General features: G+C 43.4%; 21 protein-coding genes and 2 pseudogenes. 10 read left to right on the top strand and 13 right to left on the bottom strand.

The genetic code is table 11. The annotated features are described in order from the left end of the window. The first annotated feature begins 713 nt into the window (after positions 1 to 713). Genes ACJB0T_RS04970 through cas6f form a run of 4 tightly spaced genes read left to right on the top strand, consistent with a single transcriptional unit; the run spans position 714 to position 5,453 of the window. The gene (locus tag ACJB0T_RS04970) at positions 714 to 1,898 is read left to right on the top strand and encodes a TniQ family protein (RefSeq protein WP_479293618.1); all 1,185 of its coding nucleotides are present in this window, start codon (positions 714 to 716) and stop codon (positions 1,896 to 1,898) included. Beyond that, positions 1,899 to 3,821 carry a type I-F CRISPR-associated protein Csy2 gene (locus tag ACJB0T_RS04965; RefSeq protein ID WP_479293620.1) on the top strand — a complete coding sequence of 641 codons (1,923 nt, stop codon included), beginning with the start codon at positions 1,899 to 1,901 and terminating at the stop codon, positions 3,819 to 3,821. Continuing rightward, entirely contained in the window at positions 3,793 to 4,851 is a 1,059-nt protein-coding gene (gene csy3 / locus ACJB0T_RS04960; RefSeq protein WP_479293622.1) for a type I-F CRISPR-associated protein Csy3, read from the top strand. Before ACJB0T_RS04965 ends, csy3 begins: the two co-directional genes overlap by 29 nt. Before the next feature lie 2 nt (positions 4,852 to 4,853). Further along, positions 4,854 to 5,453 carry a type I-F CRISPR-associated endoribonuclease Cas6/Csy4 gene (gene cas6f, locus ACJB0T_RS04955; protein WP_479293624.1) on the top strand — a complete coding sequence of 200 codons (600 nt, stop codon included), beginning with the start codon at positions 4,854 to 4,856 and terminating at the stop codon, positions 5,451 to 5,453. Positions 5,454 to 5,828: 375 nt separating this feature from the next. On the opposite strand, the gene ACJB0T_RS04950 is transcribed toward cas6f, so the two are convergent. Continuing rightward, positions 5,829 to 6,035 (bottom strand): helix-turn-helix domain-containing protein, encoded by a 207-nt coding sequence (locus tag ACJB0T_RS04950; protein ID WP_124942110.1) that lies wholly within the window; start codon positions 6,033 to 6,035, stop codon positions 5,829 to 5,831. Positions 6,036 to 6,126: 91 nt separating this feature from the next. Here ACJB0T_RS04950 and ACJB0T_RS04945 point away from each other — a divergent pair, with 91 nt between their 5' ends. Beyond that, positions 6,127 to 6,675, top strand: a complete 549-nt coding sequence (locus tag ACJB0T_RS04945; RefSeq protein WP_228174117.1) for a VspR family transcription factor — start codon at positions 6,127 to 6,129, stop codon at positions 6,673 to 6,675. Then, positions 6,669 to 8,063 carry a DEAD/DEAH box helicase gene (locus ACJB0T_RS04940; protein ID WP_479293626.1) on the top strand — a complete coding sequence of 465 codons (1,395 nt, stop codon included), beginning with the start codon at positions 6,669 to 6,671 and terminating at the stop codon, positions 8,061 to 8,063. The genes ACJB0T_RS04945 and ACJB0T_RS04940 overlap by 7 nt, the downstream gene beginning before the upstream one ends. Positions 8,064 to 8,153: 90 nt before the next feature. Here ACJB0T_RS04940 and ACJB0T_RS04935 read toward each other — a convergent pair whose 3' ends face one another. The 9 genes and pseudogenes from ACJB0T_RS04935 to ACJB0T_RS04895 all read right to left on the bottom strand — a co-directional run bounded on the left by ACJB0T_RS04935 (position 8,154) and on the right by ACJB0T_RS04895 (position 18,232). Continuing rightward, on the bottom strand, positions 8,154 to 9,134 hold the full coding sequence (locus ACJB0T_RS04935; protein WP_479293628.1) for a TniB family NTP-binding protein: 981 nt from the start codon (positions 9,132 to 9,134) through the stop codon (positions 8,154 to 8,156). A gap of 21 nt (positions 9,135 to 9,155) precedes the next feature. After that, positions 9,156 to 11,030, bottom strand: a complete 1,875-nt coding sequence (locus ACJB0T_RS04930; protein ID WP_479293630.1) for a TnsB C-terminal domain-containing protein — start codon at positions 11,028 to 11,030, stop codon at positions 9,156 to 9,158. A gap of 2 nt (positions 11,031 to 11,032) precedes the next feature. Continuing rightward, entirely contained in the window at positions 11,033 to 11,653 is a 621-nt protein-coding gene (locus ACJB0T_RS04925) for a TnsA endonuclease N-terminal domain-containing protein (protein WP_479293632.1), read from the bottom strand. Positions 11,654 to 11,798: 145 nt separating this feature from the next. Then, positions 11,799 to 12,842, bottom strand: coding sequence for a GMP reductase (locus tag ACJB0T_RS04920; RefSeq protein WP_338166501.1), 1,044 nt, complete (start codon positions 12,840 to 12,842; stop codon positions 11,799 to 11,801). 459 nt (positions 12,843 to 13,301) lie between these two features. Then, a complete protein-coding gene (locus tag ACJB0T_RS04915) occupies positions 13,302 to 14,828 on the bottom strand; it encodes an NAD(P)H-hydrate dehydratase (RefSeq protein ID WP_479293634.1) in 1,527 nt (508 codons plus the stop codon). Positions 14,829 to 14,951: 123 nt separating this feature from the next. After that, the gene (locus ACJB0T_RS04910) at positions 14,952 to 15,191 is read right to left on the bottom strand and encodes a hypothetical protein (protein ID WP_042496071.1); all 240 of its coding nucleotides are present in this window, start codon (positions 15,189 to 15,191) and stop codon (positions 14,952 to 14,954) included. Positions 15,192 to 15,209: 18 nt separating this feature from the next. Further along, positions 15,210 to 16,118 (bottom strand): DUF6279 family lipoprotein, encoded by a 909-nt coding sequence (locus ACJB0T_RS04905; RefSeq protein WP_479293635.1) that lies wholly within the window; start codon positions 16,116 to 16,118, stop codon positions 15,210 to 15,212. 121 nt (positions 16,119 to 16,239) lie between these two features. Beyond that, positions 16,240 to 17,121: a 6-pyruvoyl trahydropterin synthase family protein gene (locus ACJB0T_RS04900; RefSeq protein WP_479293637.1), complete on the bottom strand. Its 882-nt coding sequence runs from the start codon at positions 17,119 to 17,121 to the stop codon at positions 16,240 to 16,242. Positions 17,122 to 17,255: 134 nt separating this feature from the next. Further along, positions 17,256 to 18,232 (bottom strand): annotated as a pseudogene (locus ACJB0T_RS04895) (cytochrome-c peroxidase). 512 nt (positions 18,233 to 18,744) lie between these two features. Here ACJB0T_RS04895 and ACJB0T_RS04890 point away from each other — a divergent pair. The 3 genes from ACJB0T_RS04890 (at position 18,745) to ACJB0T_RS04880 (ending at position 21,219) form a co-directional block, all read left to right on the top strand. Next, entirely contained in the window at positions 18,745 to 19,137 is a 393-nt protein-coding gene (locus tag ACJB0T_RS04890; RefSeq protein WP_479293639.1) for a glycine zipper family protein, read from the top strand. Between the two features lie 93 nt (positions 19,138 to 19,230). After that, entirely contained in the window at positions 19,231 to 20,061 is an 831-nt protein-coding gene (locus ACJB0T_RS04885) for a LysR family transcriptional regulator (RefSeq protein ID WP_479293641.1), read from the top strand. Between the two features lie 141 nt (positions 20,062 to 20,202). Then, positions 20,203 to 21,219 (top strand): OmpA family protein, encoded by a 1,017-nt coding sequence (locus tag ACJB0T_RS04880; protein WP_353499435.1) that lies wholly within the window; start codon positions 20,203 to 20,205, stop codon positions 21,217 to 21,219. A 63-nt stretch (positions 21,220 to 21,282) separates the two neighbouring features. Here ACJB0T_RS04880 and ACJB0T_RS04875 read toward each other — a convergent pair whose 3' ends face one another. Continuing rightward, positions 21,283 to 22,551, bottom strand: coding sequence for an O-acetylhomoserine aminocarboxypropyltransferase/cysteine synthase family protein (locus tag ACJB0T_RS04875; RefSeq protein WP_479293643.1), 1,269 nt, complete (start codon positions 22,549 to 22,551; stop codon positions 21,283 to 21,285). 154 nt (positions 22,552 to 22,705) lie between these two features. Here ACJB0T_RS04875 and ACJB0T_RS04870 point away from each other — a divergent pair, with 154 nt between their 5' ends. Beyond that, a complete protein-coding gene (locus ACJB0T_RS04870; protein ID WP_479294544.1) occupies positions 22,706 to 23,671 on the top strand; it encodes an ADP-ribosylglycohydrolase family protein in 966 nt (321 codons plus the stop codon). Between the two features lie 86 nt (positions 23,672 to 23,757). Here the strand turns inward: ACJB0T_RS04870 and yqfB are convergent, their stop codons facing one another. Continuing rightward, positions 23,758 to 24,066 (bottom strand): N(4)-acetylcytidine aminohydrolase, encoded by a 309-nt coding sequence (gene yqfB / locus ACJB0T_RS04865; protein WP_479293645.1) that lies wholly within the window; start codon positions 24,064 to 24,066, stop codon positions 23,758 to 23,760. A gap of 13 nt (positions 24,067 to 24,079) precedes the next feature. Beyond that, a pseudogene (locus tag ACJB0T_RS04860) lies at positions 24,080 to 24,625 on the bottom strand (SbcC/MukB-like Walker B domain-containing protein); the annotation flags it as partial. Between the last annotated feature and the right edge of the window lie 233 nt (positions 24,626 to 24,858).

Genomic DNA, 24,858 nt, shown 5'->3' with positions numbered 1-24,858 from the left:
CTTCGGCTAGAGCCACCTCGACATGCTTACGCAAGCTATGCTCCCGTAAGCTCACTTACTGTTAATGGTGTGCTTGCTAGAAGAACCCCACAGGTTAAGAGCGTTAGTGATTTTTTATATTGATTCATAATGACCCCTCAAGAGTATTTGCAATTTTTATTCAAGCGTCTTCGTGTGACACTTAACTTGATGAGTCAATTATTGCTCTTTGATTTAATTGAAAAAAGTTACTTAGATTTCAGGCTGAAGTGAAATTCATTCACTAGTTATTTCCCTTCTAATGTGTATGGTAAATTCATAAACTTAGTGTGGCCATAGTAACCGTTAGCGGTTTCCCTCCTGAAAAATACCTCACAAAGCACGAATTAAGACTGTACTGCTTTCTTTTATTCGCTCTCAACAAATTAAAACCACTGAAAATGGTTACTTTTCAGTGGAGATTTATCATTAGTTTTTTCAATGCTAAATATTATGAGAGGATATTGACGAGCAGCATCTTTAGCAAAGTTTGGGGCAAAGGCGTGTTTGCCGAGAACGACGTCAGCACGTCCTTGGACATTTTCGTGGTAGGTGGTTTGCGAAATTATCGTGAAATAGATTAGCTCAAGTATGGCAGCCTTCAACCTGCCAATTTGTGTCGAACATCTCAAACCAAACGAAAACACAGTCGGACTCGTTTTGAACTCCTATAGTGGAATTAGAGGAGAAACTTTATGTTTTTGCAAAGGCCAAAGCCCCACACTAACGAGAGTCTGGAGAGCTTCTTTATCAGGGTTGCTAACAGCAATGGATATGAGGATGTCCATCGCTTCCTTGAGGCTACAAAACGCTACCTGCAAGACATCGACCATAATGGCTATAAGAGCTTTCCTACTGATATAACTCGAATAAACCCATACTCAGCTAAAAATAGTTCCAGCGCGCGAACGGCGTCATTCCTGAAACTCGCTCAACTGACATTTAATGAACCGACTGAACTACTTGGGTTGACAATAAACAGAACGAACTTGAAGTATTCACCTTCGACGTCTGCCGTGATACGAGGTTCTGAAGTGTTTCCTCGTAGTTTGCTCCGCACTAACTCGATACCCTGCTGCCCTTTGTGCCTCCAAAATGATGGTTATGCTTCCTACCTCTGGCATTTGGAGGGGTACGGTCATTGCCACGTTCACGATGTGCCGTTAATCAGCACTTGTAACTGTGGTGCCGAATATGACTATAGGACATCGGGGGTAAATGGAATATGTGGCAATTGCAAAGTACCTATAGCTAAACATAGTCGTGGGAGTAGCAGTGATGCTATATCCGCTGTAGCAAATTGGCTTGCTGGTAATGAATCTAAAGATCTACCAGGCCTCCCTCAAAGCTATCGCTGGGGCTTGGTACATTGGTGGATGCACCTTAATGACAAAAAATTCGACCATCGTTCATTCACCCATTTTTTCGCAAACTGGCCAAGAGCATTTCATTCAATGATCGATGATGAAATAGAGTTCAGCCTTGAGCATGCTGTTGTCAGTACATCTGAGTTACGACTAAAAGACCTTCTAGGCCGACTATTTTTCAGTTCGATTCGGTTGCCTGAACGGAATCTTCAACACAATATCATCCTAAGCGAGCTTTTCAGCCACTTAGAAAAGCGTTTGTGGCAAAACAAGGGGTTAATCGCCAACCTTAAAATGAATGCGTTAGAAGTGACCGTGTTGCTAAATTGTAGCCTCGATCAGATAACATCAATGGTTGAACAACGAATTTTGAAGCCAAACCGCAGAACCAAGCCGAACAGCGCTACTGAGCCTAGCGACTATTTATTTCATTTCGGCGATATTTTCTGTCTTTGGTTAGCTGAGTTCCAAACCGATGAGTTTAACCGTTCGTTCTATGTGTCGAGGTGGTAAGTGCAAACTCTGAAAGAGCTAATCGAATCAAATCCGGACGACTTAAAAGCGGCATTGAAGCGCGCATTTCGCCCTCTCACAGCGCATATTGCGATCGATGGCAAAGAACTTGATGCACTAACGATATTGGTCAATTTAACCGATAGGACTGATGATCAGAAAGACCTGCTAGACCGAGCCAAATGCAAGCAAAAACTTCGAGATGAAAAATGGTGGGCTAACTGCTTAAATTGTGTGAACTATCGACAAAGCCATAACCTAAAATTTCCGGATATACGGTCTGAAGGCATTATTCGAACCGAAGCCCTAGGTGAGTTACCGAGCTTTCTACTCTCTTCTTCAAAAATCCCGCCATACCATTGGTCATACGCACATGATTCAAAATACGTAAATAAGAGCGCATTACTTACCAATGAGTTTTGTTGGAATGGCGTAACATCATGTTTGGCTGAGCTTCTTAAAGATGTTGATCATCCACTTTGGAAAACACTAACAAAATTAGGTTGCTATCAAAAAACTCGTAAAGCTATAGCAAAGCAGTTGGCTTCAATTGCTCACGTGACCATCAGTGTTCCGCTCGCCACGAATTACTTAACTCAAATATCGCTTCCCGATAACGATACATCCTACATTTCACTCTCGCCGGTTGCATCTCTTTCCATGCAGAGCCACTTTTATCAAGGACTCCAAGATGAATATTGGCATACATCGACGACACGGTATAGCCGAAGCACTAATATGGGTGTCACCGCGATGACATGTGGCGGCGCATTTAGAATGTTAAAGTCTAATACCAAGTTTTCCACCACCCCTCACCATCGATTAAACAGCAAACGCAGCTGGTTAACGTCAGAGCATGTTCAATCCTTAACAAAGTACCAACGCCTTAATAAACGCCTAATGCCTGAAAATGCGCGAAAGGCGCTCCGTAGAAAATGTAAAATTGAGGTTCTGAATATGGTCAACGCTTGGTTGGCAATGCAAGACCACACTCTGGATTCAACCATACTTGTTCAGCATCTGAATCATGACCTATCTTGCTTAGGAGCCACCAAACGTTTTGCATACGATCCAGCGATGACCAAGCTCTTTACTGAGCTTTTGAAGCGAGCGTTATCAAATTCAATCAATGATAGTACACAGCATACTAATGGGTCATATCTTGTCCTACCGAATATCAGGGTTTGTGGCGCAACGGCTTTAAGCTCTCCGGTAACGGTGGGGGTTCCGTCACTTACCGCTTTCTTTGGGTTCGTTCACGCATTCGAACGCAGATTAAATAGCATCTACACCACGTTTCGTGTCGGATCCTTTGCGATATGTATTCACCAACTCCATGTCGAAAAGCGCGGGTTAACAGCCGAGTTTGTGGAAAAAGGCAATGGGACTATATCAGCTCCCGCTACCCATGATGACTGGCAATGTGATGCAGTATTTAGTCTTATTTTGAACACTAATTTTGCTCAACGTATTGACCAACAAACGTTAATTACAGCACTACCAAAGCGACTTGCTCGAGGTTCAGCAAAGATTGCGATTGACGATTTTAAATATCTCAACTCATTCACCACGATAGAGGCAGCGATCCAATCTATCCCAATAAAGGTTGGAAGGTGGTTATCGCTTCACACACAGCCAAACAATAACCTAGGTGATCTATTAGCTGCCATTAAAGAGGACTATCAGCTTATGGCAAGCTGTGTTGGCTATCATTTGTTAGAAGAGCCTAAAGATAAACCGAACTCTCTCAGAGGTTATAAACACGCTTTCGCTGAGTGCATTGTTGGACTCATTAAATCAATCACTTTTGGCTCCACAACCGATGCTAACACCATTTTATGGTCGCTAAACAGCCATCAAAATTACCTAGTGATGCAACCCAGGAGTATCAGCAATGAAACTACCCTCGAGTCTAGCCTATGAACGCTCTATCGACCCATCAGATGTCTGCTTTTTTGTCGTTTGGCCCGACGATAAAAAAACACCTTTAACTTATACATCTCGTAGTCTGCTCGGACAAATGGAAACGGCATCATTAGCCTATGATGCATCCGGCAAACCCAAGAAAAGTGCTACCTCTGAGGCTTTGGCTCAGGGGAACCCACATCAGGTTGATTTCTGTCACGTTCCATATGGATCTAGTCATATCGAATGCTGCTTTTCCGTCTCATTTTCTTCTGAGCTACGCAAACCGTATAAATGTAATTCAAGCTCAGTTAAACAAACGTTAATGAAACTTGTAGAACTGTATGAAAAGAAAATCGGCTGGACTGAGCTAGCTACCCGATACTTGATCAATATATGCGACGGCACGTGGCTGTGGAAAAACACCCGTAAAGCTTATTGCTGGAACATTGAACTTACGCCTTGGCCATGGAACGGGAAAAAGGTTAAATTTGATGATATCCGTAATAACTATATGTCACGAAAAGGCTTTGAAAATCATAAAGATTGGTTGGCCATAACAGAAATGATAAAAACCGCTTTTTCTAGCCCTAATGGGTTGGCGATATTTGAAGTCAGAGCCTCCGTGCACCTACCAACCAATGCCATAGTGCGACCAAGCCAAGCTTTCACAGAAAAAGAAAGCGGCAGTAAAAACAAATCTAAATCTCAAAACAGTCGAATTTTTCAGCATACAACTGTTGATGGCGAACGTAGTCCTATATTAGGAGCCTTTAAAACTGGAGCAGCTATAGCAACCATTGACGACTGGTATCCTGAAGCAACAGAGAGACTAAGGGTCGGAAGGTTTGGCGTTCATCGCGAAGATGTTACTTGCTATCGTCATCCCTCTACAGGAAAGGATTTGTTTTCGTTACTGCAAAAAGCAGATCATTATGTTGAAGTGTTGAGCTCTAACGAAAAACCAGATCAAGAAGCTATCAATGATATGCACTTCGTAATGGCAAACTTGATTAAGGGTGGATTGTTCCAGCATAAAGGAGACTGAACATGAAATGGTATTACCGAACAGTCACGTTTCTTCCAGAACGATGCAACAATGAATCACTTGCAGCAAAGTGCCTTCGTGTTCTACATGGTTTCAACTATCGATATGAGACACGAAATACTGGCGTTTCATTTCCACTTTGGTGTGATGAAACGGTTGGGAAGAAGGTTTCATTTATCAGTACAAACAAAATGGAGCTCGATTTACTACTTAAGCAGCACTACTTCGTCGAAATGGAAAAACTGCAGTATTTTAGTATATCAAAGACTGTTCTTGTGCCAGAAGGTTGTCGATACGTTTCGTTTAAGCGCTGCCAATCTATAGATAAATTAACAACAGCTGGGCAAGAGAGAAAAATCAGACGTCTAGAGAAACGTGCTAAATCCAGAGGCGAGCTGTTTGACCCATCATCATTTACTCAAAAAGAGCATACCGTATTGTCACACTACCACTCACTTGAAGAGTTCAGCAGTAAGACAAACAATAACTTTCGACTCAATGTCAGAATGTTCTCGGAACAACACAACGAGGGGGACTCGGTTTTCAGTAGCTATGGTTTATCAAACTCAGAGCACTCTTTACAACCTGTACCTTTAATCTAACCCTTGTTTTGAGGACTGTTACAACCTCCTGATTTTATGAATATTTTTCACGACCGCAACAAAAAGGGTAAAAGTACTTATTAGCATCTAATTAATTGAAAATAATGAGCTATTCTTAGAACAGTAACAGTGAACTGCCGAGTAGGTAGCTGATAATGACCATGCCGACTGTTTCAGGGTAACGAATGAGTGAACTGCCGAGTAGGTAGAGTACATTCACAACATCAACACTGTTACTTCCCAAACAGCCAGTCGGCTGTTTGTTTTAACCCCAAAAGAGGACTATAATCCTCAAAACTACTGTAAAGTAGCTGATAATAAACGAACCACCTTCATTCGAGTTCAAGAGCAAATTACTGCTGAATAAGTAGCTAACTAAGGAAGAAGGTCTCTAACATCACACCCGAGCACTCTCGCTAACTGATAAGCTTTTTCGAGTGTGATGTTGACCTCTCCCCGTTCAATTCTCCCAATGTAACTTCTGTCGATATCCGCAAGTAACGCAAGTTTATCCTGAGAAATGGATTTGTTTTTCCTCATTAGACGCAGATTATTGCCGAAACCTTTCGCCAAGTCATTCATTTCATTCAACTCTTAAAATGAATGACTATCGACTCTTGATGCAAATATTACCACGGACTATAATCCGCACTTTTCGTTACAGCAGAAGATTATGACCAAAAAAGTTCGAGTTAATCGTGATATCTACGAAATTATTTCACTACCGTCGATGAGCGAGTTTCGAGTTACGCAAATCAGAAACCTAATTACCGAGAAATCCGGGCATTACAGCAACAAAGATACCGCAAGACTTTATGTGGCTCGTCAACTAGAAAACCTCGAGAAACAGGGGGTCCTGAAGAGCCAAGGTCTACGTCACAATAAAACATACAAAAAAACCTGTATGTTTGCGGAAGCGAATTTCATCTTGAAAGATAAGCGTGTTTCAACAAAACGGTCTAACAATGGCGGGCCAATTGATAGTGCTTCAGTCAAATCCATGCTGATAGATGAAAAAAAAGACATCGAATCTAACCTCACAATCGCACTTGCTGAAATTGATGAGTATAAGCTACTTATGAGTCGTTCAAAAAGTCTCCACAACCTTTTACTCCCTTCTCATACAGATGCCGTTAATAACGCTGCTGCATTGGTCGCGAAACTAAATGTCTGGACAGACGCCATAAAGCTTGTAACACAACAAGAGGAAAAGTCGTGTTAAGAAAATGGCAAGCTGAGTGCGTTTCATTAGCCCTATCAAAGTATAGAAGTGGACACGCACACTTTCTTGCTCAGGCTACACCTGGTGCAGGTAAGACAATTATGGCAGCGACTTTAGCAAAACAAATGTTCGACTCAAGGGAAATCGACTTCGTGCTGTGTTTTTCCCCCTCAAAGGCTGTCGCAGATGGGATAAAATCAACTTTTTCACAACTACTAGAATGTTCATTCAATGGCGCGCTCGGTGAAACAGGCTGCTCTATGACTTACCAATCGCTTCGGTTCGTGACCAAACGCTTTTGGGATACCCTTTCAAAATACAAAGTGCTTTGTATATTTGATGAAATCCATCATTGTGGCGGAGATAATGAACTCAACAGTAACTCATGGGGTTACCAGTTATTAAGTGACGTACAACATGCTGCAACTTTCACTCTCGCACTAACTGGCACACCATGGCGTTCTGATAAAACACCAATTACGTTAGCATCCTACACAGACCCCGAAGGAAAAATCGTATGTGATTATCGGTATTCGCTTGCTCAAGCAGTTCAAGATGGCGTTTGTCGTAAACCGAAAATAGCCCTGATTGATTGCTTGGAAGTAAAGGTTACCGAGAGCGAAGGTCTACGTTCATATAACACCATCGATGAACTGTTAAATGAGGGCGATGTAACATATGCTCTAATACTCAAAGACCAACAAGCGCTTCTTCACCTAATCGGGGAAGCAGTTAGCCGGCTCATTAGTATTCAAGCAGAAAGCCCAAACGCCGGTGGACTCATTGTGGCGTCTTCAATCCAAGAAGCTAACAAAATAGCCAGTATCTTAACTAATAGTTACGCGCAATCTTCGGTAGTCGTTAGCTACAGAGATACAAGTTCTCATGAAAAAATAAAGGAGTTCAAAGAGACCCATTCCAAGAACTGGATTGTTAGTGTTGGTATGGTCAGCGAAGGGACCGATATTCCTAGGCTGCAGGTCTGTTGTTACTTAACTAAGATTAAAACAGAGCTCTATTTTCGCCAAGTGCTCGGTCGTATCCTCCGTGTCACAAAGTCACCTAATCAGGAAGCTTGGTTATACACCTTCGCCGAGTCGAACATGATTAGATGTGCAGAAGAAATTGAGACTGACATTCCGGATACCTGTTTATATCTAAAATACGAATGTCCAGACTCACAACCGTCTCGCGTGGATGAATCAAGCAAAACGAAAGCTTTTGATGCTCAGCTTTTTCCAGCATCGATAGCAGAGATTTCATTTAACTGGAGTGATGACTTGCCTGCCTCAGAGCCACCTAATGGCAAAAACACCGATTCATTTGAATCAAGTATTCAACTGGCAAGATTCAATCAAAGAGTCATTGAAGCTTTTCGGGGGGTGTAGCCGTGCTGGAAGTGCACTGGAGAAATGCTACTAAGGTGAGTCTAGTTTTTCACTGACTCGGATGACAGGTAGGTAAGGAAACAAAGCATTTCAAAATAAATCTCTAGGGGAAATATCCTTTTCTTGCTGGCTAAGATAATTCTCCCAGCCGATGTCCTTAGGTGGTTGTTTAATCGTTAACTCATTTACGTTTACCCGAAAAGGATTTTGTTTCTCGCATGCAGCCCTGCTTACTTTTGGTGCAGCTTTCGCAAAGTGCTTGAGCAAAATCTTATCTGAGTTATCTCGTAATGCTAGACGGCTCGACCTATTAATTAACTTTCTTATGCGTCGCAAATTACCCTGAGAGAAAGCATATATACGTTTCATCATATCTGGAGCTGCAAGATCTGAAGATTCATGAAATGGAAGAGCCTCATCAAGCATTGCTAGAAAAGTCTTATACAAGATGCGATTTTCTTTGTTATTCAATCGAAAAGGCTCAAGTGTATGTTGCAACTCAAAACGCCCTGCAAGTTGGTTATTTGCTTCCAAAATCAACACAGAGTATGGCATACCAAACAGCACTACCGGAATCTTCGAACGAACGATGAGCATTTTCAGCCAATCAGCTGCGCTATGTAAGATTTGCTTGTTCTTCCTGTCGATCATGTGTTGAAATTCATCAATAATGATTAACTCCACTCCACACAATTTCATTAAGTCACTCATTTCTTTCGCAATTTTGACTGGATCATTTCCTCTTGAGAAAGCTAGCGGGTCTCCTAGATCAGATAAAAATTGTTCAGAAGCGGTTATTGGGGTGGCATTAGGAGGAAGTGATGTAGACAAAATCGGTATGATAGAGCCGTCGTTTGTCTCAGATCGAGGGTTTTTAGCTAAGTATTTATCAATTATCGTTGTTTTACCGGCGCCCGTATCCCCTACGACAATCATACAGTCTGGCTCATGGATACCGTCACTGAACTCTCGACAATCTGAAATATCGTCAATGATGTCGGTAATTTGAGGGTTTTGAATAAAGATCTGTTTGACTTTATCAGCAGTTATTTCAACTTTTTGACATTCCATGTCAATTACCTCGATAACAATTCACTCTATTGACCAACCCTTAGTATTGACTTCAATATCCCAATCGAACTCATCATCGAGTTCCGACTTGATGCTTTTATCTCGCTGTTGTGTTTTCGCTACGGAAGATGCTCTTTCAGTGTGCTCTTTCACCCGCTGCACCCGAGATGTAGTTATGGTACCTAATGAGTTTCGCTTCTGGTTCTGACCAGTTTTATCAAATGCCTCATCAATGATTTCGAGTATTTTTCGCCAAGCCTCAACGACATCTCTGTGGTTATAGTTCTTTCGAATATATCGTCTTGCATAGTTACAACAGGTCTTGTGTAACCACTCAGAAACAGAATAGGCGTAGTCAGCATCAATTGCCTCTACAGCAAAAAACTCTTCTTTCTTTTCATCAAGTACATACACCCTACCAAGACAGCTAGGATCATACTTGATTCTTACTCGTACGCCTTTCATGTCTTTACAAGTTGCTTCTCCAAAATATTTTGCTAGACGATCACTAGAGTAGCGTACAGTTGTACCAAGCCTAACCCCATTTATATTGAGAGCTACCTCGCGGTTTTTCCCCAAGTTAAACTTCAGTTCCTCTCTGGAGCCTTTGAAAGGACGTGGGGGCACTGAAGAATTGACAGCATCAACCCAACTCAGATTCGGGATGTTGTTTTCAAGACCATTCTTCCCATTTTGATACATATCAACAATCCAAATATGAATCATTTCTTGAAGAAGTAAACTGTCGATTACGGCATTTTTAAGCGGGTCGTAGTCTTTCCTTTCGAATATGTTAGTAAAACTCTTTCCAGGTATCCGAGACAATAGTCGATTATTGATTGTGCGAAAGTAACGCTCTACTGAGCCCTTAAGCCAAGGCTTTTTAGTTGGATTTTTCTTCACCTTGATTTTCAGCTCTTTGCACGCGATTTTGAAATCATGACTGTTAAACTCAGCACCATTGTCGACTATTAAATACTCTGGGAGACCATAACAAGGCCAAACCCCTTCTACCGAGGGATATAATTCTTTGACGTAATCTTTCGGTAAAATAGAGTTTTCAAGGGCTAATGAGACTGAAAGGTAGCTCGGTGGCTCGAATCCTAGGTAGAAGCCTATTATGCTCTTTGTATGAGTGTCGTATAAAAGTGTAAGCCAAGGCCGTCCTAACGGTATACCATAGCGCTCATCAATAACAAATAGATCAAGTCTGGTATGATCTGCCTCTACTCGTTCCAGTGCTCTTGTTGTTGCGGGTCTTTGCCCCACTTTCCTAAAGGTCGCATCAGCCGCACTTTTTCCCTTCCGAAGCACAATTTTTTCGTACTCAGTGTGCTTTTTCAGCCTGTTTCTAAATGATTGTATTGAAAACAAACTGTACTTAGTATCATTAGTTTCGTTATACCTAAAAACTTTGGTTTCAAGTGTGAGATATGCAGAAGCAGCTGTTTGTTCTTCAGCTGAAAAATAATCTTGTATTGCTTCTTGAATTAACGGCTCAAGTTCTTCCGGCACGTTTTTTTCCGTGTTTCCAGCTGTGACTTTGGGTATAAGTGATGACAGCTGAAAGTCCGATGTCTTAAAAGTTCTCCAATATCGGTAAATGCTGCTAGCCGAAGGCGTAGTTGAACCGAACTTTTCTTTTAAAGTTGGGAATGCGTCATCAATTTCTTTTTTAGAGAAATTTTTTCCATACCTCTCAATAAGAAATTCTAGAACGTTGTACCTATGTATAGCTTCATCTCTACGCTCTTCACTTACACCAAAAACATCCTTGAAGACTAAGTCGATGTCTTTCCAAAGAGGAAGCGATAACGTTTCCTTCGGCTTAGATGCAATGCCAGAGCGAGAGCGTGGAAACAGCTCACCAAATCGTTCCGTGTCTTCATCACTCATATCTATGAGCTCCAAATCGGAGTTTGCCAGTCAATCCGCTGATGCATGTCGATTTTCAAAAGTTGTCTGGCAATCAGGTCGTAAAGAGCTGGTAATGATCTAGAAGAATGAACTGAAGAGTATTTAACAATTTGCTCTATTCGTAGTTCTCCATACTTCCTGAACAAGCTCAGTATCTGGTGCTGGAGCGAATTAAGACGGTCATCGCAAGCATAGCGGTGGATGATCTCCAAGTTATCGAGCAATGGATATATTTGAATATCGTCCTCAGTTAGAACTTTTAGATCATTGCCCATACTTAGGGCCTGTTCTCTTTGTGCGAAAAAGGTTTCTTTGAATTCTTCGGTTTCCGCAATATGCTTTGGTTTAATCTCATAAAATGGTTGATAATTGTCATTGTAAGTTACTAAAAAATCAGGAGTATACCTACGTCGCTTACCATCGAGACGATACTCGAAGCCCATGGGTTGAGCTTCAAAAGTCAAAATTTTTGCCGAAAATTCAAAGTGAAAACAGGCATCAAACTCTAAGTCGGATTCGACTGTATGAATGGAGTCAGTTTTAAGGCTGACAAAGCGTGATATGTTTTTAACTGACGAGTTTGTAAGAATCCGTTTTTTCATAATAAACAACCATACCTGTAGTAAACTTACCTAAGTGTTGTACACTAAATAAGCTATTTCAAGGTATGGTTGTTTTTATTTCAACGTATGGTTTCGTAATTTCAACGTTTAGTTGTTTTTACAATTGTTAGCCAATGGCGGCTATTTACTCTTTACCGAATACATTGTTCTCTTGCTCTTGTACACGGATGAACGTAGTACGCTTAGTTAGCTCTTTAAGCTTAGCTGCACCAACATATGTACAAGTTGAACGCACACCGCCAAGGATATCTGAGATAGTGTCGTTTACGTCACCACGGAACGGCAGTAACACGGTCTTACCTTCTGCTGCGCGGTATTGAGCAACACCACCAGAGTGCTTGTCCATTGCTGACTGAGAAGACATGCCGTAGAACTTCATGAATTTCTCGCCATCTTTTTCAATCACTTCGCCACCAGATTGCTCATGGCCTGCTAGCATACCGCCAAGCATTACGAAATCTGCGCCGCCACCGAATGCTTTAGCAACGTCACCCGCACATGCACAGCCGCCATCACCGATGATCATGCCGCCAAGGCCGTGTGCTGCGTCTGCACATTCAATGATTGCAGAAAGCTGTGGGTAACCAACACCTGTTTTTACACGTGTAGTACATACAGAACCTGGGCCGATACCAACTTTAACGATGTCAGCACCCGCTAGGATTAGCTCTTCACACATGTCGCCAGTTACAACGTTACCTGCAGAGATAGTCTTGTTAGGGAACTCAGCACGAACTTTTTGCACGTACTCAACAAGGTGCTCTGAGTAACCGTTTGCGATGTCGATACAGATGAACTCGAGATCTTCGCTAAGCGCCAGGATTTCTTTAGTTTTCTCGAAATCACGCTCAGACGTACCTGTTGATACGAATACTTTGTTTAGCGTCTCTTTAGAAGCGCCTTTTACGAACTCTGCCCACTGCTCAACAGTGTAGTGTTTGTGCATAGCTGTCATTACGCCGTGTTGCGCAAGAGCCGTTGCCATTTCAAAACTACCCACTGAATCCATATTTGCAGCGATAACTGGTGTACCAGACCATTGACGACCACTGTGCTTGAATGTAAAATCGCGCGTTAAATTTACTTGAGAACGACTTTTCAGTGTTGAACGCTTAGGGCGAAACAGTACATCTTTAAAGCCTAACTTAAGTTCTTGTTCGATACGCATTGTAAAAATTCCTCGATTTATTAGTACATGTTCCAGTGGGCATATGTCTAAACATGATGCGTTGGCTTACCGTTGGCAGACGGTGCACCTTTCTTCGGACACAAAAAAACCGGAGCGTTGGCAGACGCTCCGGTTTTCAGCATTATAGGTCGCGAAAACTTTCTCGCAAGACTGATATTACAATTTTTTTTGTGGTACTATTCCGAAAAGCTACAAATTCGCCCGAAGCAAAATCTCTCACCCCTATCAAATCAACCTTAAAATTACATTAAAATCAAACACTTAATAAAAAACACCAAACATATTTCTACTCAAATTTTCCCAAGCAAACGTTTATCTATTGATGATAATCTCATCGTTCAGCACAAATCTAAGCAAAAACCTGTCATTTTAGCGCTCAAAAATCACTCAAAGCTTCTTCAAAAAGATCGTTTTTTTGAAAAAATTTTGTTTAATTGCTCAATCCCAGCACTTTTTTGCACTACATACATAACGAATATCATTAAGTACATCAGAAGCCATCATGCCTACTTCCCCTTTCATCTGCGCATTTCTATCCGCTGCGCAGCTATGAACGAGTGTTCCAAGAACTGCAGCTTTAAAAATAGGGTAGCCCTGAGCCAAGAATGAAGCGATGACACCCGCCAGCACATCCCCCATCCCTCCCGTCGCCATTCCCGGATTACCAGCATGGCAAACAACGGTCGTTGAACTATCACAAATAATGGTTCCAGCACCTTTAAGTACAACCACACCACCAAACTTTTGGTGCAAGTGACGTGCAGCTGAAAAACGATCGTCTTCAATCTGAGCGTTTGTGACACCTAATAGTCTTGCGGCTTCCCCTGGGTGTGGCGTTAATACTCGATTGTCTATATGTTCAGGGGCAAGGCTTAACCAATAAAGACCATCGGCATCAACAACCATTGGCTTATTGAACTTGGTACTAAATTGTATGGCGGAATTATAAAGACTCCTTCCCCAATGATCTCTTCCAAGGCCCGGACCTATACATAGTGCGCTTGCCCACTGCGAACGCTGCTCTAGCAAAACAGAATCAACTTCATTACCACTAACCATGGCCTCAGGAAGCAAAGCACGAATCGCTAAACAACTTTCGGGATGCACATAGGTCGCGGCTAACCCCGCTCCTGATTTTAAAGCCGCGCAAGAAGCGAGATAGGCTGCGCCGCTCATTCCATCATTTCCCCCAGCAACAAGCACACTACCTTGCCTTCCCTTGTGAGTATCACGCGATCTTGCTTTCAATAACTCAAGCCAAGACGACTGCGCGAGTAGCGCGTTTTCTGTGCTTTGCTTTGTAAATACTTCATCGACACCAAGACCTGCAAAACTCAATATACCAGTGTGAGCTCTTGCCCTCCCTGTCACTAATCCTTGTTTCACACCAATAAAAGTGACCGTGTGGTCAGCCACAATCGCGGTGCCCGCTACAGCGCCGGTATCCGTATTTAGACCACTTGGTGTGTCTATCGCGACTATTGGCGCTTTGGCCTGATTAAGACGTTCGATAAGGTGAGCAAAGTAAGGTCTAACTTCGCCTTTAATCCCAGTCCCTAGCAGTCCATCAACAATCACATCTACCGAACTCAAAACCGTATTTTCCGGGGCACTAATTGCCCCACCCGCTTTAACGAATGCATCACGTGCAGTAGCAGCATCACCTATCAACTCCTGTGAAGAGCCCACCTGCCAAAGGGTCACAACAAGATCACGCTCAAGAGCAAGCTTGCCAACAACATAACCATCTCCACCATTATTGCCTTTACCGCAGCAAACCAGGATATGGTTAACGTTTGGGTATCGAAGAATTAGCTCATCAAACACAGCTTGGCCTGCGCGCAACATCAGGGAATACATGTCAACATGACATGCCCGTGCAGCAAGCACTTCGCCTTCACGAACTTGAACAGAGGTATAGAGTGTCTCAGGAAGAGATGGATAACATGAGGATGTTGGAATCATAACGCGTCCCTTTTCTATGCTTGCCTCAACAAGCGTAACAGAGAGTCCGCGCTATAACTGTGAACTAGAGTGAGTGAAAGCCAAATTAGAAACGCTCGCTACACATCACGCAGTATGACTTAGCTAGTATTGTGGCCAGAAAATATGAAGAGCAAAGCGAAGGACGATAGCAAAGATGATCAACGCCACTCCGAGCCTGTAACGCTTGTATTCAGCAACACTCATTGGTACGCGTTTATAAAACATGGTCACCACGCCTTTCCAATCGTGGCTGCGGCGTCCGTATTGCACAATGCCGGTCAAAATAAACAACGCACCAACGACCAATAGTGCTTTTTCTGTCCAGAATAGTCCTAACTCCATCATAGGGGTACTCACTCCTTATATTACTACCCGTTTAGTGTACGCGGTAAGTGCGAGAATTTCTCTTGGACTATGGTCTAATGTCATTGAGGTCATTAAGTCTTTTGCGATATCACGCCAGTCATCAATCTCTGAGGCCAAATGCGCCTGCTGTTTGGCATTAATGCTGTTGATAGCGAGAGCGATGTACTTGCCAGCGAGCTGTTGATTGTGATCGATTTTCGCTTGAAGCTCTGATGAGTAGTAGCTGTCTGAGTCATTGAGAAAGCGTTGAAACTCTGGCTGATAATAAGCGAGATCATTGCGTCGATTAAGAAGCTGTCGCATGTAGTAGTTCATCTGCCTGCGGTGCTCTTGCCAGTCGAACACTGTCACTTGCATGTTAGACGCCCATTCTTTTGCAAAACCTTTTTGCTCATCAGTGACCGTCCCGAACCAACGTTCAAAATTTTCTTCAATGCGCTCTTGATAAATTTGTCGAACGTCATCGTCATTCATATCTTGGTATTTTTTTACAAAGTCACGATTCTTCTCTTCAAAATTTTCGATAAGCTCTTTAACTTGCTCATCACTCATTTGCTGCGTTAGCGCATAAAGATCTGGGGTGACTTGCTCTACAAGTCTTTTAGTATGCGCTCTCACATCATTCATTTGCTGCAGCACATAAGCGCTATCAACCTGCTTTGGATCTTTCGCGCGAATCGCATCCAATTGTTCTACGTATTGAGGAAGCTCGTTCTCTTTGTGCCATTGTCCAAGGACCAAGATTCGCTCACTTAGGATGTCTTCCTGGCCGTCACTAAGCGTGACGTAATCATCAATATATTCAACCAGTAACCAATCAAGGTTACTATAAAGAAATTTTGTTGTGCATCCGGTGATTACCAACAGCAATCCCATCAGCCATAGTCTTGATTTCCTGAACACTTTTCTCTCCATGTCGAACGCAGATAAACTCAACTCCGTTATACGCACGATACATCAAGATTAGATTGAAAATACAAAAACGCCCATTTAAGGGCGTTTTTTGAGAGAAGAAAGTCACTCTTTAAGAGCGAAATGCCATGGCACCTTTGCCAACACCTTCGTAGGCAATCACCTGCAATGTTTGATTTTCCGCCAAGGTTTTGCTCACCTCATCCGCAACATAGTTCGCTAAAAGCTCAACGGTTGTATCGGTATCAAGGATTTCAGTCTCTAGCTTTGAAATAGCAAGCTCAAACTCACCTTGTGGTGCTGAATAGCGAAAGCCGTAGTGCGTATCGTCAGTAATACCCGTCGCATTATCACTTAAACTAAGGTCTGCTAGACTGACCTTGTCTTCTAACGAACCAAGATAGATATCTTGCCAGCGCTCAGCAAACGCGGCTTCACGGTCCACATCTCGCTGCCCGTTGACCACAAGCTCGATCGGAGAGCGATGACCATGTGCAATACGCTGACAGTTGCCATCGTGTTTTTTAAGGCCATGGGTGTAATGATAAAACGCACCATTGATCACTTCGTGGCGCAGTGTAATCTCAAGCCCTTGTACATTTTCAGGTAAGTTGCCTTTTAAGATCTCATAGATATAGTTCGTAACCGACTCTATAGTTATCTCGTCAGTATCAATCAAGCAAAATGCTTGATCCGGGCTATGGAGATGCATGCTTCGTTCACCCCTTAGGAAATCTAATTTGGCGTAGCCGGGTTTTGAAGCTTGGTAGCGTACAGCGCCGCTTTTCATAGGAACTAGTAAGCGATGGTCAACATACTCATCAATTAAGTGTTTGATCTGTTTCTTTACTTTGCCAAAGTCGAGCACCATGCTCATCTCATTGAGTTCACCGGACAATACTACATCCACAATCCAACTCTCTCCTACCATTCCACGCTGTTCGCATAGGTAAGAAGAATCGATAACGGTGAGGTCTCTGACGAATAAATTCAAACTGAATTCCTTATTGATATTAGTTGTCATTACGCTGAACTGGGCATTATACCTATGTCACAAAAAGAAGCATCAATTAGAACCACCAAAGCCCCTTGTGGGGGCTTTGCAATGAGTAAACAAATATAAATTTGCTAGATCTGCGGACGAGCCGTACCGTGTGTCGATGGTGGAAGATGAGGCAATGTCACTTTTGGTTGCTCACCGGTCAAAGAAGTAAGGAAGGCAGTGATCTTCTTGGACTCTTGCGGAGTCAACGTTTGACCTAGCTGAATCTCAGCCATCGTTTCCACCGCCTTTTGTAAGTCCCACTCAGAGCCACCATGGAAGTACGGATAAGTCAGTTCAATGTTGCGAAGGGTTGGCACCTTAAACACATACTTATCAAAATCGTTGCCTGTTATTGCCTTACGGCCAATATCAGGGTTGTCAGTCTTGAACTCCTTAACTAGCCCCATTTTCTGATACATCTGCCCCCCAGCCAAAGGACCGCTGTGACAAGCTGTACACCCTTTCTGTTTAAACAAGGCGTAACCTTCCACTTGCTCGGCAGTCAATGCTGCGTCATCACCTTTCAACCACTGGTCAAATTTAGAGTTAGGAGTGCGAAGTGTTTTTTCAAATGTTGCAATCGCATCAGTGACTTCTGTAATGGTAAATTCCTCTTTACCGTAAGCCTCTTTAAACCATTGTTGATATTGTGGAATCGACTTTAATGTTCCAATCGCCAACTCATGAGAAAATGCCATTTCAATCGGATTCTCAATTGGCCCTGCGGCTTGCTCTTGTAAATCTTTCGCGCGACCATTCCAAAATTGAACAAAATTCAAATCTGAATTTAGTACCGTTGGAGAGTTAATTCCACCCACCGCCCATTGATGGCCAATTGAGGCAGGCAAATTATCAACGCCACCCGTCGCGACATTGTGGCAAGAGTTACAAGATATGGTATTTGATGCGGAGAGTCTTGGTTCAACTTTCCTAGCTCAACCTTTGCAGTATCAAGGCCTACAGCAGGCTCGATCACTTTAATGGGTTCACTACTTTCACGAGAAGCGTGCACGCTGCACGACGCCAACACAACAACTGACGCTATCATTATTTTGTTCATACGACTTCCTTTTGTGTATTTATTAATATATATAGCAAGCACACACGAAACAGTTCTAATTATAATAATTTTCATGCCTTTATTATTTATTTATTGATTTTGATATTCCCTTTGGCATACAAATAATATTCAACACATTTAAAATAATATAATGCAAAAACTCGATAGACTTAATGACAAAAAGGAATGTTAAAAGCCATAAACAGCTGTAAGCTACGTATTTTCAATACCATTAACTGTTACTGATAGATTCAACATCACATATCAGAAACAAAATATTTACGCATTCAATTGATTAAAATCAAGTTTTATAAACGTGCACCGTAGACCATTACCTTTTTCTTTTTGATGCCTTTTCAACTCTAATTCACACTGTAAATGCGCATTAAATCGGACCTGTCAAGACCAGCAACAACCGACTAAAACAGCAAAATTCTGCTGGTAATAAAGGATATTCCAAACTCGACATTTCAATGGTTTAACATGGCGCTCTAACCAATTGGAGCACGAATATGAATAAAACAATCTATACCTTAGCGCTAACCCTGTTCGTATCTTTACCAAGCTTCGCGAACATCATTGTTGATATGGAAGGTGTGGATGAAAAGGACTACGTCTACGATTTGCACAAATGTCAAGAAGCCGCTAGCCAAGTGCAAAAACAGCAAGCATCAGGTGGTGCGATTAGTGGCGCGGCTAAAGGCGCAGCGCTAGGTTCCGCGGGTGTTGCTATCGCAGGTGGTTCAGGTACAGAAGGCGCTAAAAAAGGTGCAGCTGTCGGTCTTGCCGCAGGGGTTCTTGGTCGCGGTCGCGCGAATCGAGACAATGAAGAGCAGTACAAACAAGACCAACAAACCGTCATCAAAAACTGTATGACGAATCGTGGCTATGTTGTTCTCAACTAATCATTAAGTCAGTAAATAGATACAAGGTATTGAGAAATCGAGCTATTTCGTTTACTTTTTAGCTATGTCCAAATTTCACTGGTGTGAACTCATATGAACGACCTCAATGCCCTACGTGTTTTTTTGGCCTTAATGGAAGCAGGCTCAACCTCCAAAGCAGGCCTAGCATTGGGTCGTTCTCAATCCTACGTATCGAAAGTTTTGGCGCAGCTTCGTGATGAGCTTGATGACCCACTTTTCATTCGTAATGCACAAGGGTTAACACCCACTAGCTATGCAATAACGATTGAACCTAAGATCAAACACGCTCTCAATCAGATTAGTGAGGCACTGGCCCCTGATCACTTCTCTCCTTCCGCAGTAGATAAAATTACGCTGCATTTAATTGAGCCCTATCTGATTTCCTGCGGTAAAGAAATCATTCAAGCTATTCGTGAGCATACGAAAGCGCCTATAGAGATCAGACAATGGACCAAGCTCTCTGAATCCTTGTTATTGACTGAAGAAGTGGACGTAGCCGTCCATGCATTAACGGATAAGCCACAATCAATCTACCAAAAGTACATACATACTGGCACTGGTCAGCTGTTTGGCAATAACGATGGTGAGTATGTGAAATACCTTATCCCGGATCTCAATGAGCATATCGACCTCTACAAACTACTGAAAAGTGATGCCGAGGCGACCATTTTCGTCGATAACCACGCTCTAATGACACAACTGCTGGATGAATGTTACACCATACGTTATCAAACCACTGAAGTTCCAGAAAAAGCCCCTGTACAACTCGACTTAGCGATACTCACCAAAGCCTCTCGTAAGAATGAGCACAAGATACAATGGCTGATATCGATAATCGATCCCATACTCCGTCGCTACAAGCCCCTCTCTTACACTCAAAATTCAGGGGTTTCTGTCAAGTAGCCGGCGAAAACGGTCTGTAGACGCGCTTTGGGCTGCAACAATATGAAACTTATCTGTTTATTTTTGAAAATACACAAAAGCTAACCTATTTTTACTGGTGATGTATCTAATCGCATCGTTAACGATTAAAAGGACGTCATTATGAGAAAAACAGTGGTAGCAGCATCAATATTAGGCGCACTGACGGCAACAGCACCCGTCTTCGCCGACGAAGGTACATATATAGGCGCTCGTTTAGGGGGTTCGCAACTCTCCGACGCTTGTAACATCTCCGGAGCACCTTGTACAGATAGTGGTTTTAGTGCAGGTTTCTTTGGCGGATACGATTGGAATGACTATATCGCACTTGAGTTTGCTTATGACTGGCTAGGTAGCTACGAAACGTCGTTCATCGACGGGTCTACAGGTTATCGCCAAGATGCAAACATGAGTGCATTCACTTTAGCACCTAAGTTCTCTTATCCATTTACCGATGACTGGGCTGTATTTGGTAAGATTGGTGGTGCATACACAACTTATGGCGACCGCACGAATACTGCACTTATGGGCGGTGTAGGTGTTGAGTATGACTTCGCTACAGCATGGTCTGGCCGTCTTGAGTATCAACGAATCAATGGTGTCAAAGATGGTTGGTTTGACACAGATGTCGATACTTTCTGGCTAGGCGTGTCTTACTCATTTGGTAATGCAGCGGCCGCAGCAGCGGCAGCAGCGGCGGCAACACAAGCTCCGGTGGAAGAGCAACCACCTGTTGTTGAAGCGGTCATTTTGACCAAGACCTTCGAGCAAGTTCAAGGTCAAGAAACGTTCGCCTTCAATAGCTCAGAGCTAGAAGAGAGTAAGAAGTCTGACTTTGATCCTCTCATCGCGCTAATGAATGAGCACCCAGAAGCGACAGTTACCATTGTCGGTTACACCGATTCTTCAGGTCCTGAAGAAGTAAACCAACGCATTTCTGAAGAACGCGCAGAGTCTATTGCAGCTTATCTAGAGTCTCAGGGTATCGACCGTTCGAGAATGTCTGTAAGCGGTATGGGTGAAGCGAACCCAATTGCGGACAACTCTACTAAAGAAGGCCGTGCGCAAAACCGCCGCGTTGAAATCACGGTTCCAGAGTTTGAGTACACTGTTGAAGAAATGGTAGAAAAGACACAATAAGTCATAGCAAGACTTAACTAAAAATCGGGCCAAACTAAAGGCCCGATTTTTTATTGAACAAACTTATGCTTTCAAAGCTTGTTCGAGGTCGGCAAGAATGTCATCAATATGTTCAATACCCACAGACAAGCGAATCATCTCAGGCCTCACTCCAGCTTCACGCTGCTCAGTTTCACTCATTTGACGGTGAGTTGTCGACGCCGGATGACAAGCAAGTGATTTAGCATCCCCAATGTTGACCAAACGTTTAAAGATTGCCAAGGCATCATAAAAACGAACGCCCGCTTCGTAGCCATCTTTTAGACCAAATGACAAAATTGCGGAAGGTTTTCCCTTCATATATTTTGCCGCCAGTTTATAGTGTGGCGAGCTTTCTAAACCAGCGTAAGATACCCAGCTCACCTTCTCATGATTTTGCAAAAACTCGGCGACCTTGATGGCATTTTCTGTGTGACGCTCCATTCGAAGCGATAAGGTCTCTAGACCCTGAAGTAGCATAAACGCGTTCATCGGTGACAATGCAGAGCCGGTGTTACGAAGTGGCACCGTACGAGCACGGCCGATAAAAGCCGCTGGACCAAATGCTTCAGTATAAACAACGCCATGATACGAAGGCTCAGGCTGATTGAATACAGGAAAGCGATCTTTATGTTTCTCCCAAGGGAATTTACCAGAATCAATAATGATGCCTCCCAAGGAGGTACCATGGCCGCCAACATACTTAGTTAACGAGTGGACAACGATATCTGCACCAAACTCGATCGGTTTACACAGTACCGGCGTCGCAACCGTATTATCAACAATAACAGGCACACCCGCTTGATGTGCCAGTGTCGAGATACCCTCGATATCAACGATATTACCTGCTGGGTTGCCAATCGATTCACAATAGACCGCTTTGGTATTCTCATCAATAAGCTCAGCAATCGACTCAGGGCTATCATCTTTCGCAAACTTCACCTGAATCCCCTGCTTTGGCAACATGTGTGCGAACAGAGTGTAGGTTCCACCATAGAGCTGAGGCGTGGATACAATATTGTCTCCCGCTTCCGCCAGCGTCAAAATAGCGTAGTTGATGGCCGCACTACCCGCGCTCACGACAAGCCCCGCAATACCGCCTTCTAGAGCCGCCATTCTTTGTTCAAGTACGTCGTTGGTCGGGTTCATGATACGGGTGTAGATATTGCCCGGAACTTCAAGGTTAAAGAGGTCAGCACCATGCTGGGCACTATCAAACTCATACGCCACTGTTTGATAAATAGGGGTTGCTACCGATTTGGTGGTTGGATCCGTCTCGTAGCCGTGATGTATTGATAAAGTCTCGTCTTTCATCGCTCTTCCTTTCACATAAGTTCCGTACTGAATAAATCTCGTGAGGCTAGCAGCCTTATTCGAACACTATGGCCTTAGCGCAGAAATTTGCGTTAGCCCCAAAAAAGTCTACCCCAAAGCGCCTACAATAACAGACTAAAGGATGACTTCTGTGATGTATGGACACGAGATGAATAGTGAAAAGAATCGAGCATTAAATTCCGTGATTGGCGCCCTTGTCGCCGATGCGGCCTCTATGGGCTTTCATTGGTTGTATGACCAAGTCGCCATCAAAACCCTCTCAAATGGTACCCCAGAGTTCCATGCGCCAAACGCTAAAGACTACATAGATAAAGGGTATTACGCTCACGAAGGTAAAAAGCCCGGCGACTATTCACAATACGGTGCTCAGATGATTTCGATGCTGGATGCCATCGCCAAGCATGGGCAATACGGTGAAGCGCAATACATTCAAGCCTTTCGAGAATGGTTTGATATGGGAGGTAAATGGCGTGGTTACATAGATAAGCCGACCAAACTCACTCTGCTTAACGCTCATGCACTTGAAGCTGAAGATAAGCCATTGTCGAATCTGGGAGCAGACGATAAACAAAACCCTGCGGTTTCTAAACTGCCACCACTGTTGGCTGTCCATCATAAAGATAAAAACCTCAACCAACTTGTTGAGTCAGCGGTGCGCGTCACCAACAATAATGATACAGCAGTCGCTTATGCTCTCGCCTCTACGGCTATTCTGAAAGCCGCATTATCAGGTAAAACGCCAATAGAGTGCGTGCATAGTGCTAAAGGCCTATCAGATCTAACAGACGAAGCGATTAAGCTCGCCGAAGAGCGGGTTTTAAAACCCTCGAGTGAGGTGGCTACAGAGCTAGGCATGCACTGCGGTTTAGAAGCATCATTTCCAGTGACTGTTCATTTGCTACTTAATGCCACTAGCTATGAAGCCACTATTCGCGAAAATATACTGTGTGGTGGAGACAACTGCGGCCGCGCGATACTGCTCGGTGCGACACTAGCCGCGTGTTATCAAGGAACTGAACAAGATATCCCAAGGACATGGGAACTGAAACTATCACTGCCTAAATCGCTGTTAGCGTGTCAACGATTGTTATTTGGGTAATCAGACGTAGAAATCTGGGTAGGAAGAGTCCAACCTACATCGAACTCCCCGCAGCGTTGCGCCATCGGGGAGTTTTCTTTGATGTGCTATACCACCACAAACTCAATCACATACAACTCATCCTCGCCCGGATAAATCTCACTGATTACCTCTCGTAATTGTGGGATAGTCATATTCTCCTGTTCAGCATGTTTTGCGTTTATGTCATCGTATGAAATTGGTGTAATGGAGCGAATATTCAAGTTACCGAATACTCGTCCATCTTCGAATGTGGCGACAGGGATAGTGCGGCCGAGTTCGAAATCAATCTCTGACTTATCGCGAATCGTGATGGTCTTTTTACCCGCCATGATATCGGCTTCAAAGCGTTCAAAAAAGGTGATTTGGTCGCGCATTATGTTGCTTCTCCTAGTTGACCAAACTAACCGTGCTACCGACGCGAGATGCATGTACATCGAGTCGAAGCGGCATTTGTTCTTTTAACTCAGACACGTGGGAAATAATCCCAATCGTACGGCCTGATTGTTGAAGCTCAACCAGCGTTTGTACCGCTAGGTCAAGAGATTCGGGGTCGAGGCTACCGAAGCCTTCGTCAATAAACAGAGTATCAAGTCTTATACCACCGCTGTAGGACTGCACAACGTCAGACAGACCGAGCGCAAGGGATAAGGCAGCCATGAATGATTCGCCACCAGAGAGCGTTGCTACATCGCGCCATTTTCCGGTATAAGCATCTTCGACAATCAGGTCAAGGCCAGAGCCTGCATTACCTTTAGAACGCGATTCTTTGCGTTTTAAGTCGTAACGCCCTTTACTCATTAGTCTTAGTCGTTGCGACGCTTGGATCAGAACATCATCGAGCAAAACGCCAAGCACAAAACGGTGAAGACTGATTTTATTGCCGGTTCGTCCATTGGCAACGTCACTCAGAGTACCGACGACTTGATACTGTTTATCGAGCTCTTCATTTTGTGCTCTCAGGGTTTCAATTCGTTTGCGCACTTGCTGTAAGCTGTTTTGCTGTGACTGATAAACTTGATACTGCTTGAGCACGGCTTGGTAGGCTACATCGGCTTGCTGTTTATTCTCGGTGACTTGCTCTATTGCTGGCATTGATTGCTCGCTGAGCTGCTCTGTCAGTAGGTTTAACTGCTCTGAGAGTCGGATACCTTCATGCTGATAATGTT

It is taken from the genome of Vibrio sp. CB1-5, from assembly GCF_059412285.1.
The sequence above is the reverse complement of the archived record's forward strand: the minus strand, read 5'-3'. Positions and strand labels throughout refer to the sequence as shown.

What these genes read in the sequence shown, in the direction of transcription:
- ACJB0T_RS04970 (WP_479293618.1), top strand. Translation starts at nt 714, where the DNA reads ATGTTTTTGCAAAGGCCAAAGCCCCACACTAACGAGAGTCTGGAGAGC.
- csy3 (WP_479293622.1), top strand. Translation starts at nt 3,793, where the DNA reads ATGAAACTACCCTCGAGTCTAGCCTATGAACGCTCTATCGACCCATCA.
- cas6f (WP_479293624.1), top strand. Translation starts at nt 4,854, where the DNA reads ATGAAATGGTATTACCGAACAGTCACGTTTCTTCCAGAACGATGCAAC.
- ACJB0T_RS04950 (WP_124942110.1), bottom strand. Translation starts at nt 6,035, where the DNA reads ATGAATGACTTGGCGAAAGGTTTCGGCAATAATCTGCGTCTAATGAGG.
- ACJB0T_RS04945 (WP_228174117.1), top strand. Translation starts at nt 6,127, where the DNA reads ATGACCAAAAAAGTTCGAGTTAATCGTGATATCTACGAAATTATTTCA.
- ACJB0T_RS04935 (WP_479293628.1), bottom strand. Translation starts at nt 9,134, where the DNA reads ATGGAATGTCAAAAAGTTGAAATAACTGCTGATAAAGTCAAACAGATC.
- ACJB0T_RS04930 (WP_479293630.1), bottom strand. Translation starts at nt 11,030, where the DNA reads ATGAGTGATGAAGACACGGAACGATTTGGTGAGCTGTTTCCACGCTCT.
- ACJB0T_RS04925 (WP_479293632.1), bottom strand. Translation starts at nt 11,653, where the DNA reads ATGAAAAAACGGATTCTTACAAACTCGTCAGTTAAAAACATATCACGC.
- ACJB0T_RS04920 (WP_338166501.1), bottom strand. Translation starts at nt 12,842, where the DNA reads ATGCGTATCGAACAAGAACTTAAGTTAGGCTTTAAAGATGTACTGTTT.
- ACJB0T_RS04915 (WP_479293634.1), bottom strand. Translation starts at nt 14,828, where the DNA reads ATGATTCCAACATCCTCATGTTATCCATCTCTTCCTGAGACACTCTAT.
- ACJB0T_RS04910 (WP_042496071.1), bottom strand. Translation starts at nt 15,191, where the DNA reads ATGGAGTTAGGACTATTCTGGACAGAAAAAGCACTATTGGTCGTTGGT.
- ACJB0T_RS04890 (WP_479293639.1), top strand. Translation starts at nt 18,745, where the DNA reads ATGAATAAAACAATCTATACCTTAGCGCTAACCCTGTTCGTATCTTTA.
- ACJB0T_RS04885 (WP_479293641.1), top strand. Translation starts at nt 19,231, where the DNA reads ATGAACGACCTCAATGCCCTACGTGTTTTTTTGGCCTTAATGGAAGCA.
- ACJB0T_RS04880 (WP_353499435.1), top strand. Translation starts at nt 20,203, where the DNA reads ATGAGAAAAACAGTGGTAGCAGCATCAATATTAGGCGCACTGACGGCA.
- ACJB0T_RS04875 (WP_479293643.1), bottom strand. Translation starts at nt 22,551, where the DNA reads ATGAAAGACGAGACTTTATCAATACATCACGGCTACGAGACGGATCCA.
- ACJB0T_RS04870 (WP_479294544.1), top strand. Translation starts at nt 22,706, where the DNA reads ATGTATGGACACGAGATGAATAGTGAAAAGAATCGAGCATTAAATTCC.
- yqfB (WP_479293645.1), bottom strand. Translation starts at nt 24,066, where the DNA reads ATGCGCGACCAAATCACCTTTTTTGAACGCTTTGAAGCCGATATCATG.